13 protein-coding genes are annotated in these 15,344 nt (G+C 67.9%); 7 read left to right on the top strand and 6 right to left on the bottom strand.

The features are described from left to right. Positions 1 to 183 precede the first annotated feature (183 nt). Both V4U86_RS18555 and V4U86_RS18550 read left to right on the top strand, forming a co-directional pair. A complete protein-coding gene (locus tag V4U86_RS18555) occupies positions 184 to 2,316 on the top strand; it encodes a molybdopterin-dependent oxidoreductase (protein WP_395312111.1) in 2,133 nt (710 codons plus the stop codon). A gap of 48 nt (positions 2,317 to 2,364) precedes the next feature. Further along, positions 2,365 to 3,900 carry an aldehyde dehydrogenase family protein gene (locus tag V4U86_RS18550; RefSeq protein ID WP_395307406.1) on the top strand — a complete coding sequence of 512 codons (1,536 nt, stop codon included), beginning with the start codon at positions 2,365 to 2,367 and terminating at the stop codon, positions 3,898 to 3,900. Here V4U86_RS18550 and V4U86_RS18545 read toward each other — a convergent pair. Both V4U86_RS18545 and V4U86_RS18540 read right to left on the bottom strand, forming a co-directional pair. Continuing rightward, the gene (locus tag V4U86_RS18545; protein WP_395307405.1) at positions 3,891 to 4,583 is read right to left on the bottom strand and encodes a TetR/AcrR family transcriptional regulator; all 693 of its coding nucleotides are present in this window, start codon (positions 4,581 to 4,583) and stop codon (positions 3,891 to 3,893) included. The two genes, V4U86_RS18550 and V4U86_RS18545, sit on opposite strands and share 10 nt — an antisense overlap. A 13-nt stretch (positions 4,584 to 4,596) precedes the next feature. Beyond that, a complete protein-coding gene (locus V4U86_RS18540) occupies positions 4,597 to 5,787 on the bottom strand; it encodes a cytochrome P450 (RefSeq protein ID WP_395312110.1) in 1,191 nt (396 codons plus the stop codon). Positions 5,788 to 5,978: 191 nt separating this feature from the next. On the opposite strand from V4U86_RS18540, the gene V4U86_RS18535 reads away from it, so the two are divergent. Continuing rightward, positions 5,979 to 7,454, top strand: a complete 1,476-nt coding sequence (locus V4U86_RS18535) for a coniferyl aldehyde dehydrogenase (RefSeq protein ID WP_395307404.1) — start codon at positions 5,979 to 5,981, stop codon at positions 7,452 to 7,454. Here V4U86_RS18535 and V4U86_RS18530 read toward each other — a convergent pair. Genes V4U86_RS18530 through V4U86_RS18520 form a run of 3 tightly spaced genes read right to left on the bottom strand, consistent with a single transcriptional unit; the run spans position 7,441 to position 10,695 of the window. Next, the gene (locus tag V4U86_RS18530; protein WP_395307403.1) at positions 7,441 to 9,105 is read right to left on the bottom strand and encodes an acyl-CoA synthetase; all 1,665 of its coding nucleotides are present in this window, start codon (positions 9,103 to 9,105) and stop codon (positions 7,441 to 7,443) included. The two genes, V4U86_RS18535 and V4U86_RS18530, sit on opposite strands and share 14 nt — an antisense overlap. Continuing rightward, positions 9,098 to 9,688 (bottom strand): isochorismatase family protein, encoded by a 591-nt coding sequence (locus V4U86_RS18525; RefSeq protein WP_395307402.1) that lies wholly within the window; start codon positions 9,686 to 9,688, stop codon positions 9,098 to 9,100. The genes V4U86_RS18530 and V4U86_RS18525 overlap by 8 nt, the downstream gene beginning before the upstream one ends. Beyond that, entirely contained in the window at positions 9,685 to 10,695 is a 1,011-nt protein-coding gene (locus V4U86_RS18520; RefSeq protein WP_395307401.1) for a Rieske 2Fe-2S domain-containing protein, read from the bottom strand. The genes V4U86_RS18525 and V4U86_RS18520 overlap by 4 nt, the downstream gene beginning before the upstream one ends. 82 nt (positions 10,696 to 10,777) lie before the next feature. Here V4U86_RS18520 and V4U86_RS18515 point away from each other — a divergent pair, with 82 nt between their 5' ends. From V4U86_RS18515 to V4U86_RS18500, 4 genes are read left to right on the top strand one after another with little or no spacing between them, the layout of a single operon-like run. Beyond that, positions 10,778 to 11,599: a mycofactocin-coupled SDR family oxidoreductase gene (locus V4U86_RS18515; protein ID WP_395307400.1), complete on the top strand. Its 822-nt coding sequence runs from the start codon at positions 10,778 to 10,780 to the stop codon at positions 11,597 to 11,599. After that, complete coding sequence (locus V4U86_RS18510; protein ID WP_395307399.1) at positions 11,599 to 12,045, top strand: nuclear transport factor 2 family protein; 447 nt, start codon at positions 11,599 to 11,601, stop codon at positions 12,043 to 12,045. The genes V4U86_RS18515 and V4U86_RS18510 overlap by 1 nt, the downstream gene beginning before the upstream one ends. A 9-nt stretch (positions 12,046 to 12,054) precedes the next feature. Then, positions 12,055 to 13,659: a flavin-containing monooxygenase gene (locus V4U86_RS18505; RefSeq protein WP_395307398.1), complete on the top strand. Its 1,605-nt coding sequence runs from the start codon at positions 12,055 to 12,057 to the stop codon at positions 13,657 to 13,659. Next, entirely contained in the window at positions 13,616 to 14,731 is a 1,116-nt protein-coding gene (locus tag V4U86_RS18500; protein WP_395307397.1) for an alpha/beta hydrolase, read from the top strand. The genes V4U86_RS18505 and V4U86_RS18500 overlap by 44 nt, the downstream gene beginning before the upstream one ends. On the opposite strand, the gene V4U86_RS18495 is transcribed toward V4U86_RS18500, so the two are convergent. Further along, the gene (locus tag V4U86_RS18495) at positions 14,718 to 15,335 is read right to left on the bottom strand and encodes a TetR/AcrR family transcriptional regulator (protein WP_395307396.1); all 618 of its coding nucleotides are present in this window, start codon (positions 15,333 to 15,335) and stop codon (positions 14,718 to 14,720) included. The two genes, V4U86_RS18500 and V4U86_RS18495, sit on opposite strands and share 14 nt — an antisense overlap. Positions 15,336 to 15,344 lie beyond the last annotated feature (9 nt).

The raw sequence follows: 15,344 nt of genomic DNA, 5'->3' as shown, positions 1-15,344 counted from the left end.
CAGTAGCGTATCTGGTGGACGTTCGGAGAAGCCACGGAGGTGCGGTCAATGGCGGCAGAAGTCATCGAGCACAAGGCCGAACCCGAATTCAAAGCCGGGCCCGAATTCAAAGCCGGGCCCGAATTCAAAGCCGGGCCCGAATTCAAAGCGACGTTCTGCCGAATCTGTGAACCGCTGTGCGGGATGATCGCCACGGTCGAGGACGGTCGGCTGACCGCGCTGCGCCCCGACAAGGAGCATCCGCTCTCGGCCGGGTTCGCATGCCAGAAGGGCATCGCCTTCGCCGAGGTGGTCAACGACCCCGACCGGGTCACCACGCCGCTGAAGCGGACCGCGAGCGGATTCTCCCCGGTCGGCTGGGACGAGGCGCTCGATGACATCGCCGCCCGCTGCACCGCCATTCACCGCGACCACGGATCCGGCGCGTTCGGCTGGTACATGGGCAATCCTGCGGCCTTCAGCTATTCCCATCTGTTCGGCGCGATGGCGTTCGCCAAGGGAATCGGCGCCGACAGTCACTTCTTCACGTCCTCGACCCAGGACACCAGCAGCCGGTTGCTGGCCAGCCAATTCCTCTACGGGTCGCCGATGGCGGTACCCATCCCGGATCTGACGCGTTCCGATCTGCTCGTCCTCATCGGCGCGAATCCCGTTGTATCGCACGGAAGTTTCCTCACCGCACCGCGGATCAAGGACCGCATGCACGACATCGTGCGGCGCGGGGGACGGGTGGTGGTGATCGACCCGCGGCGCAGCGAGACCGCCGCCCAGTTCGAATGGCTCGGCGTCCGCGCCGACAGCGACGCGTTCCTGCTGATGTCGGTGCTGCAGGTGCTGTTCACCGAAAACCTGGTCAGTGACGGCGCGCGGGAGCAGGCCGACGGGTTGGAATGGTTGCGGGCCGCGTGCGAACCGTTCACCCCGGAGCAGACCCACCCACGTACCGGGGTGGCACCCGAAGCGGTGCGTCGACTGGCCCGCGATCTGGCGGCGTCACCGCGCGCCGCGGTGTACGGCCGGCTCGGGACCTGTGTGGGGCGCCACGGCACGCTGGTCACCTATCTCATCGATGCGGTGAACCTGGTGGCCGGCAACCTCGATCGCCCGGGCGGCAGCGTTTTCAGCACGCTGGGCATCCCCGGCCAGAAGTGGAGCGCCAAGGTGATGGGCGCTTCCCTACGCCGGGCCTACCGCACGAAACGCACCCGGGTGGGCGGGTTCCCGGCCGTGATCGGCGCCGAACCGGCGGCGCTGATGGCCAAGGAGATGACCACCGGGGGCCAGCGGCAGATCCGGGCGATGTTCGTGGCGGCCGGTAACCCGGTGCTGTCGGTACCCAACGGCCGAGAGCTCGAGGACGCGTTGGAGTCATTGGATCTGCTGGTCGGGCTCGACCTGTATGTCAACGAGACCAATGCGCACTGCGACTACGTCCTGCCCGTCACCACCATGTACGAACGCGACGACTTCGCGGTCACCTTCCAGCAGTTCCAGGCCACACCGTTCCGCCAGGTGACCGACGCGGTGGTGGCACCTGCCGGGCAGGCCCGTACCGAGTGGGAGATCATCGCGGACCTGATCGCCCGGACCGCCGTTCGCACACCGGTGTTCACCGCGCTGCGGGCAGCGTGGCGGATCGCGGCACGGCGTGGCAAGCGGTTGAATCCGCGCCCGGTGGTCGACATGATGATCCGGCTGGCCGACGGGGGTGACCGGTTCGGCCTGCGCCGCGGCGGGTTGAACTTCCGCCGGTTGAGCACCGCCCATCCGCACGGGGTGGTGGTGGCACCACATATCCGCACCGGAGTGCTCGACGAGGTGGTGGCCTACCGGGCGGGCAGGGTGCAGCTGGAGCACCGCGAGATCGCCGCGGAGCTCACCGCGCTGGCGAAGCGCGAACTGCCCGAGGGATTCCCGATGCGGATGATCGGGATGCGTGAGCCCCGCTCGGAGAACTCGTGGATGCACAACTCGCCGCTGCTGATGCGCGGCGAGCGGACCCAACGCGCGCTCATGCACGTCGACGATGCGGCCGCGCGGAACATCGCCGACGGGGACACCGCCACCGTGCGATCCCCGTTCGGGGAGATCGCGGTGCCGGTGGCCCTGACCGCCGACATCATGCCGGGGACCATCGCCATCCCGCACGGATGGGGCCATCGCGGAACCGGCGGCTGGCGGATCGCCAACCGGGCCGGCGGCGTCAACGTCAACCAGCTGATGTCCAGCGATCCGGCCGACGTCGAGGCTTTGGCGGGGATGTCCTGGCTGACCGGCATTCCGGTACAGGTGGCCGCGACCACCGGCGTGCACTGAGTTACTGTAAGTATTACTGTTGATGTATCGGTCCGGGGAGGGCAACTGGTGAGTGACGTAGTGGCGGACGCGCCGAGCGTGGAGATCGGCCGCCGCGCGGCCGTGCGCGCCGAGACCCGCATGCTGATCGACGGCGACCTGGTCTCCGCCCTGTCCGGTGAGCAGTTCGACAACCTCAGTCCGGCAACGGGTTCGGTGCTCGGTAGCACCTCGTCCGCCGGCGCGGAGGACATGGACCGTGCCATCGGTGCGGCTCGCCGGGCCTTCGACGATTCCGACTGGTCCACCAACCGCGCGCTGCGGCAGCGGACGCTGCTGCAACTGCAGGAGGCGATCGAAGCCGAATCCGAGGATCTGCGCGAGGAACTGATCGCCGAGGTGGGCTGCCCGGCGATGACGACGCAGAACGCGCAGCTGGACTGGCCGCTGACCGACGCACTGCGCTACCCGGCACGGATGATCGACGAGTTCGAATGGGAGCGCCGCCTCGACGGCGGAGGGTTGTTCGGGGACCGCAACGCGCGCACCGTGGTGAAGGAGGCCGTCGGCGTCGTCGCCGCCATCACCCCGTCCAACTTCCCGATCGAGGTGATCCTCAACAAGCTCGGTCCCGCGCTGGCGGCCGGCAACACCGTGGTGCTCAAGCCCGACCCCAACACCCCGTGGAACGCCACCCGGCTGGGCCGGCTCATCGCCGAACGCACCGACATCCCGGCCGGCGTCGTCAATGTGGTGCCCACCGCATCGAACGAGGTGGCCGGGCTGCTGGGCACCGAGCCGCGGGTGGACATGGTGTCCTTCACCGGTTCCACCGCGGTGGGCAGGCACCTCATGCGGGTGGGCGCGGACACCATGAAACGCACCTTCCTCGAACTCGGCGGCAAGTCGGCGATGATCGTGCTCGACGACGCCAACCCGGGACACGTCATTCCCGGCGCCATCGGTACCTGCGTGCACGCAGGCCAGGCGTGCGCGGCGAACACCCGGATGCTGGTGCACCGCAGCCTGTTCGACGAGGCGGTCGCCAACGTGACCATGGCCTTCGCCGGCGTGCCGGTGGGTGACCCGGCGTTGCCGACCACGCTGGTCGGCCCGCTGATCAGTGCGGCGCAGAAGCAACGGGTGCTCGACGCCATCGAGGGTGCGCGCCGCGACGGCGCCGAGATCGCGGTCGGCGGCGGTGAGCCCGACGGATTGGCCGAGCATCTGCGCGGCGGTCATTTCGTGGCCCCGACGGTGATCGTCGGCGCCGACCCGAGATCCTCCGTCGCCCAGGACGAGGTGTTCGGCCCGGTGCTGGTGCTCATCCCGTTCGACGACGACGACGAGGCGGTGCGGATCGCCAACGACAGCGCGTTCGGTCTGGCCGGCGCGGTGGTGTCGAAGTCTCCGGAGCGGGCCATGGGGATTGCCCGGCGGATCCGGACCGGCGCCATCGGCGTCAACGGCGGGATGTACTACGGCGCCGATGCGCCGTTCGGTGGCTTCAAGAACAGCGGTGTCGGGCGGCAGTGCGGCATCGAGGGTTTCGCGCAGTACACCGAGACCAAGACCATCGGGTGGCGGCTGCCGCGTCAGGGCTGACGCGCCAGCGTCTCGGCGCGGTCGAGGATGCAGGTGAGCACGTACTCGAAGTTGATGTCGTCGGCGACACCCATCCGGTGACCGCGCCCGGTCGCCTCCGCGATGTGCGGGGTGGCGGCGGCGTCGATGAGGCTGCGCTCGCCGTCCTGGCGTGGGGCGATACCGGGCATCTTGTCCTGCAGGCGTTCCATGATGACGGTGCCACGGACGTGGGTGGCGATGGCCGAGTAGGTGTCGAACGCGTCCTCGGAGGACAATCCAGCGCGGACCAGTGCCGCCACCGGCGGCTCCAGTTTCTGGATCGCGCCCTGTACCGCCGCCCGCCCGTAGGACCCGCGGATCAGGATCAGGTCACACAGGATCGGATTGGCCCGGAAGGTTTTCCGCATGATCCGGGCGTGATGGGCCAGTGACTCGCGCCAGTTGCCGGCATCGATGCTGGGGGCGGTGAAGTCGTACTCGTCGAGAGCGCGGTTGGTCATCGCGTCGAGCAGGTCGTCCTTGCGGCGGAAGTACCAGTAGATGCTGGTGACGCCGACGTCGAGGTGTTTGGCCAGTTGCGGCATGCTGAGGTTGTCGATGGACACCTCGGCGGCCACCTCGAAGGCGCCGGTCAGGATCTCCTCGACGCTGATCGACCCGCGTTCACGACGCTGACGTTTGGCGGCGGGTCTGGCGGCCATGAGATCGCTCGGCTCAGGAGACCGGATCGAAGGTGACCGGGACCGCGGTGGGGGACCGGAACGGTTGGCCGAAGATGTGCGGATCGGCCGAGGTGTCGAGGTGGATGTTGGTCACCCGGTTGAGCAGGCATTCGACCGCGACGCGGGTCTCCATCCGGGCCAGGTGCAGGCCGAGGCAGGTGTGCTCACCGGCGGCGAAGGTGATGTGCGGCACCCGTTTCCGGAAGATGTCGAACTCGCCGGCGCGTTCCCAGCGGTTCTCGTCGCGGTTGGCCGACCCGATGCAGACGTCGATGACGGCACCCGCGGGCAAGGGCACACCGCCGAGTTCGGTGTCGACGTTGGCCGAGCGCTGCACCGTGGTCAACGGTGTCTCGTAGCGCAGCCCTTCCTCGATCGCCTGCCCGATCAGCTCGTGATCGGCCTGTACCGCGGCGAACTGGTCGGGGTGAGTGAGCAGCAGGTACAGCAGGTTTCCCGAAGACCGGAAGGTGGTCTCCAGGCCGGCCGGCAACAGCAGGCGCAGGAACGAATAGATGGCTTCGTCGGTGAGCTTCTCACCGTCGACCTCGGCGGTGACCAGATCGCCGATGATGTCCTCGGTCGGTTTGGAGCGACGCAACTCGATCTGGTTGAGGAAGTAATCCTTCAGTGCTGCGGACGCCTCGAAGGCGCGCTTGTACTTGACGTGGTAGCTGATCAGTTCCACGGCGCGCTGCCGGAACCAGGCGAGGTCCTCCTCGGGCAGGCCCAGTAGCTTGGAGATCACCCGGGTGGGGAACTCGAAGGTGAAGTCGCGGACCAGATCCGCCCGGCCGGTGTCGATGAACTCGTCGATCAGTTGCTCGCAGATGGGCCGGACGATCTCGGGTTCCCAGCGCACCAGCGATTTGGCCTTGAACGCGGTGGTGACGAGGTTGCGGTGGGCGCGGTGCAGATGGCCCTCCATGGCCAGGATGGACGGTCCGATGAACAGCCCGATGGTGTCGTCATAGATCTTGGAATTGAACGACTTTCCGTCCCGGAACACGGTGTTCACCGCGTCGTAGGAGACCGCCGCGTACTGGTGTCGGGGCCGGAACTCATCGGGGGTCTTGGACCAGTCCATCACGCTGCCCTGGAACACCCCGTGCCGGGCGCGGTGCGCATCGAAGTACGGGTACGGGTCGCGGAGCAGGCTGAAGGATTCCCCCAATTCCGCCAAGAGGTCGGTTTCGTCCTGCGTCTGGCTGTTCACCCGTCGCCCCTGTCATCGTCGCACTGACCGAAGAACTACTGTAACGCTTACAGTAACACATCCCGTCCGGACGAAACGTGCCCTTTCCTGTGGCGATGCGGTGCGGTTGGATGGGGGTACGGCTAGTACCGTGAGCATTACCGGAGGGAGTTCAGGAGATGAGCGCAACCGATGAGCGGGTCGAGCCCCAGGTGAGCACCCGCGTCCTGCTGGAGCGTCAGCGGCAGGCGTTCATCGCGGCGGGCCCGCCGAGCGTGGCGTTGCGGCGGAATCGGATCGACCGGCTACTGGCCCTGGTCCTGGACAACACCGACGCCTTCGTCGACGCCATGGCCACCGACTTCGGCACCCGATCGCGGGCGGCTTCCCTGTTCACCGAGGTGGTCGGCATCATCCCGGTCATCGAGCACACCAGATCGCATGTGCCGCAGTGGATGAAGGCCACCAAGTTGATGCGGGCGGCACGCGCGGCCGGGTTGCGGGCCGAGGTCGAACCCGCGCCGCTGGGCGTGGTCGGCATCATCGGGCCGTGGAACTTCCCGCTGAACCTGGTGGTGCTGCCGGCCGCCGCCGCGTTCGCCGCCGGTAATCGGGTGATGATCAAGATGTCCGAGGTCACCTCGCACACCGCAGAGCTGATGGCCGACCTGGCGCCGCAGTACTTCGAACAGACCGAACTCGCCGTCGTCACCGGCGGGCCCGAGGTCGCCGCCGACTTCTCCCGGCTGCCGTTCGACCACCTGTTCTTCACCGGGTCGCCGTCGGTCGGGTCGCTGGTGCAGCGCGCGGCGTCGGAGAACCTGGTGCCGGTCACGCTGGAACTGGGCGGCAAGAATCCCGTCGTGGTGGCACCCGATGCGGACATCAGGCGTTCGGCCGCGCGAATCGCGCAGGCCCGCATGGTCAATGGGGGACAGGTCTGTGTCTGCCCCGACTATGTGTTCGTGCCCGAGGGTAGTGTGGCCCAGTTCGTCGATACGGTGCGCCAGACCTGGCAGGGCATGTTCCCGACGATCATCGCCAACGAGGACTACTGCTCCAGCGTCAACGAGGCCAACTTCGACCGGGTGGTCGGACTCGTCGAGGACGCCCGCGCACTGGGGGCGACGGTGCACACGGTGTCGCCGGCGGCGGAGGCGCTGCCCGACCGGGCCAGCCGCAAGATCGCGCCGACCATCGTCAGCGCCGTCGACGACCGGATGGCGATCGCGTCGGAGGAAATCTTCGGCCCGGTGCTGTCGGTGCTGGGCTATTCGGCGCTGCCCGAGGTGATCGACTACATCAACGCGCGCCCGGCGCCGCTGGTGGCCTACTGGTTCGGGCCCGACGGCGACCGGTTCCGGACCTTCGTGCGCAACACCCGCAGCGGCGGGGTGGCCCGTAATGACTTTGCCGCGCAGATGATCCCGTCCGCCGCGCCATTCGGCGGGGTGGGGCGCAGCGGGATGGGCGCCTATCACGGCAAGGCCGGGTTCGACGCCTTCAGCCATCAGCGCACGGTGGTGGGCACCGACCTGCCGTTCAGCATGACCGGTTCGGCAGCGCCGCCGTTCCGGCGAGGAATGAAGATGTATGCCGATGCGTCGCTGGCGATGGCCCGGCGGCGCACCCGGCGCCGCCTCAGGGACCGGTAAGGGCCTGCTCGCGGGCCCACCGGTAGTCGGCCTTGCCCGCCGGGCTGCGCTCGATGACCGGTCGGAACACCACCGCCTTGGGCAGCTTGTAGCGGGCGATGGACTGCTCGGCGTGCCGGATGAGTTCCTCGGCGTCGGCCTGCGTACCGTCGGCCAGGGCCACGACTGCTACCACTTCGCTGCCCCAGCGCTCGCTGGGCCGGCCCGCCACCACGACGTCGGCGACCGCAGGATGGGAGGCGATGGCGGATTCGACCTCCTCGGCGAAGATCTTCTCCCCGCCGGAGTTGATGGTGACCGAATCCCGGCCCAGCAGTTCGATGGCGCCGGTGTCGAGGTGGCGGGCCCGATCGCCGGGGATGGCGTAGCGGACGCGATCGATGGTGACGAAGGTCGCCGCGGTCTTGGCGGCGTCGTTCTTGTAGCCCAGCGGGACATAGCCGCGTTGGGCCAGCCAGCCCAGGTCGTCATGCCCGGGTTCCAGCACCGCACTGAAATCCTCTGCCACCACGCAGGTATCGGAGCCGGCGTTGAAGGTGCCGGTGGACACCGCGCCGCCGGCGGACATGTGGTTGAGCTGGGCGCCGGTCTCCGAGGAGCCGACCCCGTCGATCACGACGAGTCCCGGCTTGGCATCGATCAGCTGCTGCTTCACATACGGGGTGAGTTGCGCGCCCCCGTTGGCCACCACCGCCAGCGAGGACACGTCCGCCGACCCGGCCTTGATCGCGGCCAGCAGCGGCCGGGCCATCGCATCGCCGACCACGGTCGCGACCATCACCTTTTCCCGCTCGATGGTGCGCACCACCTCGTCGGCGTCGAAGCGGTCGACGGTGCTCGGGAACACCAGCGTCTGGCCGGTGGTCAGTGCCGTCATGGCCGCCCACTGCGCGGCCCCGTGGATCAGCGGCGGCAGGATCAGCAGCTTGGTGCCCGGATTCTCGGCGACGCGGGTCGTGATCTCCTCGACCGAGCCGACCCGGTCGCCGGTCATCATGTTGCGGCCGCCGAACGAGGTCATGAAGATGTCGTGCTGACGCCACAACACGCCCTTGGGCATGCCGGTGGTGCCGCCGGTGTAGAGCACGTACAGGTCGTCCGGGGAATGCTGGAGGGCAGGGGCGACTGAGTCCGAGTCCATGATCGAGTCGTAGTCGACCGCCCCGTCGAGCAGGTCGTTGCCGGACCCGTCGGCGATCTGGATGAGCACCTTCAGATTCGGCAGCTCGTCGCGGATCTCGGCGACCCGGGGCGCGAATGCGGCGTGATAGAGCAATGCCGACGCCGCGGAATCGGCCAGCAGGTACTGCAGTTCGTTCTTGACGTAGCGGTAGTTGACGTTGAACGGCGCGACCCGCGCCGCGAACGAGCCCAGCAGGCCCTCGACGAACTCCGGCCCGTTGTAGGCGTAGATGCCGAGCAGGTCCTGGCCGGTCTCGTGACCGGCCAGTCCGGTGCGTTCGGTGTGGCAGCCCAAACCACGGGAATTCAGGTAGGCCGCCAGCCGGTTGGAGCGGTCCACGACCTCGCGGTAGCTGTACCGGCGGTCACCCTGGATGATCAGTGGGCGGTCGCCGACGGCCGCGGCGACGGCTGCGGCGACGGCCGGGACGGTGAACTGCGCGGGTGCCTGCGGGGATGACTCAGCCATGGCGGCTCCATTCCTCGATGAGGTCGTCGGTCGTGGTCACGGTGGCCAGCAGGGCGAGACTGTTGTCGATGACCGCCTGGCCGTAGTCGGCGGGGACCCCCGCAACGGCGTCGCGGGGGAGCACCACACGGTAACCGGCATTGACGGCGTCCATGACCAGATTGGGGATCGCGATGTTCAACGAGACCCCGACCGCGACGATGGTGCTGACACCGAGGTTGCGCAGCACCGCGTCCAGATCGGTGCCGCCCATCGGGCCGACCCCGTGCCAGCGGTACAGCATCAGATCGGTTGGCTCCGGGCCGAATTCGGGGAGCAGGGTGGCGCCCTCGCTGCCGGGGGTGATGTCGACGGACCGTTTGCCGGCCGCGAACAGCCGGGCATTGTGGTTGGAACCGAGCCCGTCGGGCCGACGCTGCACCAGGCAGTGCACGACAATATGGCCGGCCGCGCGGGCCGCCGGGAGCAGCCGGGCGATGTTGGGCAGCGCGAGTCGCCGCGCCTCGGAGGCCAGCACCGCCAGTCCGGCGTTCGGCCCGACCACCGCACCCTGGAGTTCCTGGGTGACGATCGCAAGGGTCACGCGTTGGTCTTCTCGACCGGGGGCACCTCGTAGAACTGCTCGGCCCATCGGCGCATGGCCATATAGGGTTTCGCGTCGATCTTGGACAGCGACGGCCGTTCCACATACTTCTGGTAGCGCCAGATGTCGAGGTCGTCCCAGACCGTCACCAGGTACTGCTTCTCGACGCGTTTGCGCACCTCTTCCGGTGGCACGTCGCCGGTGTCCCCGGGTTCCTTGGGCCACCAGATCGAATAGAACATGTTCGAGTTGTGGTCATCGACCGGGGTGCACGCGAAGATCAGCCGGTGATTGGCGGCGCCCTCGAACGCACTGATGGCGAAGCCCAGCCCGGAGAAGTGGCTGTGGATGTAGAGCGACATCTTGTCCGGATCGTCGCTGCGCGCGTCGGGCCAGCCGGTGAGGAACCGCCACTCGTTGTCCACGACCTTCCAGTCCAGGCAGACCGGGGTGACGGTGGCGCGGTGCACGTAGCGGAAATGTGCACTGTCGGGGCCGTTTTCGGCGACGACCTGGGGATGCACCGGTTCGTTCTCGGCGAACCGGGAGAACTCCGGGAACGGCCGGTAGTAGGCGTTCGGATCGGTCTCGAACTGGGGGTGCTTCTCGAAGATGTCGGGCAGCTCCCACTTCGGCGGCTCACCGTGCGGCTGGTACCACATGAACACCACCCCGTGCTGTTCGACGACGGGGTAGACCCGCAGCCGGACACCCCGGTTCGGTTTGTCGGGCTGATACGGGATGTAGCGATTGGTGCCGTCGGCGCCCCAGCGCCAGCCGTGGAACGGGCACTCGACGCAGTCGCCGACGACCTTCCCGCCGTGGCCGAGATGGGCGCCGAGGTGCTTGCAGTGCGCCTCCATCAGGTGCAGGGTGCCGTCCTCGTCGCGCCACGCCACCAGGTCCTCACCGAAATATTTGAGCGCTTTGGTCTCACCGGCGACGAATTCGGCCGACCAGCCGATGACGAACCAGCCAGTGACTTTCCAGGTGAACGGAACTTCCACGGGAATACCTTCCGGATCCGAACCAGATACTGAACAGCTTACAGTAGTATCGTCCGGAACGGTCGAAATGCAAAGGAGCACGATGCCAGGTTTGCTGACGGACAAGGTCGCCTTCATCACCGGAGCGGCCCGAGGGCAGGGCCGCGCGCACGCGGTCCGGATGGCCAGTGAGGGCGCCGACATCATCGCCGTCGACATCGCCGGCCCGCTACCGCCCAAGGTGCCCTATGACTCGGCCACCGCCGACGACTTCGCCGAGACGGTGGATCTGGTCAAGGCGACCGGACGGCGCATCTTCCACCGGGTCGTCGACGTCCGTGACTTCGACGGGCTGAAGTCCGCGGTCACCGACGGGGTGGCCGAACTCGGGCGGCTCGATGTCATCGTCGCGAACGCCGGCATCACCATCGCCGAAGCCTGGCACGACATCACCCCCGAGTCGTTCCGCGACGTGATGGACATCAATGTCACCGGCACCTGGAACACCGTGATGGCCGGCGCCCAGCACATCATCGACGGCGGCCGCGGCGGCTCGGTGATCCTGGTGAGTTCCCTTGCCGGGGTGAAGATGCAGGCGTTCATGGTGCACTACACCGCCAGCAAGCACGCCGTCACCGGGATGGCCCGGGCGTTCGCCGCGGAACTGGGCCGCCACCACATCCGGGTCAACAGCATCCACCCCGGCCCGGTGATCACCGCGATGGGCACCGGCGACATGGTGGTCGCGCTGAACAAGGCGTTCGAGACCAACCCCACGCTGGTGCAGATGGGCACCCCGTTCACCCCCAACTGGATCGTCGAACCCGAGGACGTGGCCGCTTCCGCGGTCTGGCTGGCCTCCGACGAGGCCCGGCACATCACCGCCGTCGCGCTGGCGATCGACAACGGAATGGCGCAGTTCTGATGAGCGACCGTGAAGAGACCCGCGAGGCCATCCGCCAGCTCAAGGCCCGGTACTGCCGGCTGCTGGACACCAAGGACTACGAGGCCTGGAAGAAGGTGTTCGCGCCCGACGTCGTGGTCAAGTTGGACATGGCCATCTCCGTCGGCGGCGCCGACGGCCAGACCGCACCTCCGCTGAACGGGCTGGAGGAGTTCCTGCCGGTGGTGCTCGGTGGCGTCGAGCACGCGCAGACCAAGCACCATGTGCACACCCCGGAGATCACGCTGACCTCGGACACCACCGCCTCGGCGATCTGGGCGATGGAGGACCTGCTGTTGTTTCCCGACGGCAGTGAGCTTTTCGGGGCCGGGCACTATCACGAGACCTACGAGAACCGGGACGGCGACTGGGTCATCACCAGCCTGCACCTGACCCGGACCATCATGCGATTCAGCCAGGCGAAGTAGCCGAGCGTCATGGAGCGGTACGACGTCATCGTGATCGGAGCCGGATTCTCCGGCCTGTACGCGCTGCACAAGCTGCGCGAACAGGGGCTGCGCGTCCAGATCCTGGAGAAGGCCGACGCGGTCGGCGGCACCTGGCTGGTCAACCGGTACCCGGGGGCGCGCTGCGATATCGAGAGCATCGAATACTCCTACAGCTTCTCCGAGGAGATCCAGCAGGACTGGGTATGGACGGAATCGATGCCGGCCCAGCCGGAGATCGAGGCCTACCTGAACTTCGTCGCCGACCGGCTCGATCTGCGCCGCGACATCGCCTTCGGCACCGAGGTGCTCGCCATGACCTTCGACGAGGCGCAGGCACAGTGGCTGCTGGAGACCTCCGGTGGTGATTACACGGCGCCGTTCGTGGTGGCCGCGTCGGGAATCCTGTCGGTGCCGCTGGAACCCGACATCCCGGGCACGCGATCCTTCGCCGGGCAGTCGCTGTACACCAGCCGCTGGCCCGACGGCGTCGACCTGACCGGTAGGCGGGTCGGGGTGATCGGCACCGGTTCGACCGGGGTACAGCTGATCCCGGTGGTTGCACGGGAAGCCGGTCATCTCACCGTGTTCCAGCGCTCGGCGGCGTTCACCCTGCCGTGGACCGTGCGCGAGTTCGCACCCGGAGAACTCGACACGCTCAAGGCCGACTACGCCGGCATCCGTGCGGCCCAACGGGAACACCCGGTCGGCGCCGCCCGGCTGTCCGCGTTCTCGGTGCTGCTCGACATGCTGGGCAGCCCCCCGATCAAGACGGCCACCCGCGAAGAACAGCTTCGGGCGATCCAGGAACGCGGTGTGATGGGCGCACTCAACTGGGGCGACGTGTTCTTCGACATCGAGGCCAACAGGATGGCCACCGCGCTGTACGGGGAGGCCATCGCCCGCATCGTGCACGACCCCGCGACCGCGGCTGCCCTGGTGCCGACCCATCCGTTCGCCTGCAAGCGGCCGATCATCGATCAGGGCTACTACGAGACCTTCAACCGGGACAACGTCACGCTGGTCGATCTGCGCAACGGGCCCATCGTCTCGGTGACCCCGACCGGGATCAGCACCGAACAGGGCGAGGTGGACCTCGACGTCATCATCTACGCCACCGGTTTCGACGCGATGACCGGCGCGTTGAGCCGGATGAAGGTGCGCGGTCGCCACGGTGTCCTGCTGGGCGACTACTGGGCCGAGGAAGGGCCGTTGTCCTACCTCGGCCTCGCGGTGGCCGGGTTCCCCAACCTGTTCACCGTGCAGGGGCCGGGAAGTCCCTCGGCGGCAACCAATTTCGTAGCCGCCATGGAGCAGCACATCGAATGGATCGCTGACTGCATCGGATATCTGCGGGCGCACGGCCACCGCAGCATCGAGGCCCGGTCGGACGCTCAGCATGAGTGGATCGAGCACGCCACCTCGCTGGTGGCGCCGACGGTGCTGGTGCACCCGTCCTGCAATTCCTGGTACAACGGCGCCAATGTGCCCGGCAAGAAGCGGATGTACATGGGCTACACCGCCGGCATACCCGAATACCGACGTCGCTGCGATGAGATCGCCGCCAACGACTATCAGGGATTCACCCTTGCATAGAGCCGTTCAGATCGCCTGGGAACTCGCCTGCGTGCTGCCGCGATCGGTCGGTGCTCTTGCCGCCTCCGGGGACTGGAACGGGTTGTCCGGTAGCGGGTTACGCCAGCTCGGCGAGGTTGCACTCGATGAGCTGGTGGTCACCGGGATGACCCTGACCGCGCCACCCCCACAGCTGCCGCGGCCGCTGTCCGCCTACGCATACGCGGCGGCAGAACTCGGGGCCTTGGGCATCGACGGGGCGCACCGCGACCCCGCGCCGTTGCGGGTCGCCGACGTGCAGCGGCAGCGGTTCGGGGCGCTGAGCTTCGAGGAACTCAGCTTCGAGCACGAACCGGCGCTGCCCACCTCGCTACTGGCCGACGGTCACGGCGGCCCGGCGACAGCGCGGGTGCGGCTGTACCGGTCGGATGAGCACCGGCCCTGGGTGGTGTGGATTCACGGTGCCGGGCAGGGCGACCCGATGGACCTGCTGGTGGCGCGCGTGCGCCGGTTGAACGCCCTGGGATTCAACGTCGCGCTGCCCGTACAACCCGGGCACGGGGTGCGTCGGCGTGAGTGGCCGGAGTACCCGGCCCGGGATCCGCTGGCCAACGTCGCCGGCATGATGCGGGTGGTATCCGAGGTCCGTGCGCTGCTGGGTTGGCTGGCGGCGCAGACGGATTCGATCACCGTGGCGGGACTGTCGCTGGGCAGTGCGGTCGCCGCGCTGGTGGCACACCTGGACGCCCGTGCGACCGGGGTCGCCTTGTACACACCGATCCTCGGGCTCAACACCATGATCGGACTGCACCTCGGTCGCTGGGGTGAGCCGGGCCGGGCCGCTGGTGAGCTGTTGTTGTCGGATACCGTCTCGGCGATGACCTCGGTGATCGACCCGCTGGGCACCGTGCCGGTGACCGCACGGCGGTTGATCGTCGGAGCGTGGCACGACCAGATGGCGATGCGGAGTTCGGCACTGGCCATGCACGACCGGTGGGGAGGCGAGTTGCACTGGCATGACGGCAGCCATGTCGGGCACCTGTTCTCCGGCGGGGTGCACCAGGTGACCGAACGGTTCCTCAGCGCGGTGTAGCGCCGTAGCTGGCGATGATTCGCTCTCGGACACAAGTGATCTCGTGATCGAGGTCGTGCTCCTCGGGCAGCGTCACCCACTGGAATGCGATACCGAAGATCGACGAGGTGATGTCTTGGCGCGCGGCCTCGACATCGAGGTCGGGGCGCAACGAGCCGTCCTGGATCCCGGCCCGCAGCGCGGCGTCGATCTTGACCGCGGCATTGGCCAGTTGCGCGCGCACGCTGTCGCGCAGCGGCGATGTGGTCTTGACGGCCTCGAACGCCGAGACGAACATCGCCCGGGTGACCGCCGGGTCCTCGGCGTGCAGGTGCTGGACCCGGTCGAAATGGGCGAGCACCCGGGCCAGCCCGTCGGCGTTCGGATCGGCTTCGGGATTGAGCTGGGTGACGTAGCCCTGCTGGAAAGCGTCCAGGATGGCGTCCTTGCTGCCGTAGCGCACGTGCACCATCGCCCTGCTGTAGCCGGCGCGGCGGCCGATCTCGGCGGCCGTGGTTGCCTCCCAACCTTTTTCGACGATCAGCTCAGCGGCGGCCTGCAGCAGCCGACGCGAGGACTGCTCGACGCGTTCCGGCTGGCTGAGGCCCTGGGCGGGGGACGGCACCCTTGCATA

The sequence above is a fragment of the Mycobacterium sp. AMU20-3851 genome (genome assembly GCF_043974665.1).
Classification (GTDB): domain Bacteria; phylum Actinomycetota; class Actinomycetes; order Mycobacteriales; family Mycobacteriaceae; genus Mycobacterium.
This window is presented reverse-complemented; position numbering and strand designations above follow the sequence as displayed.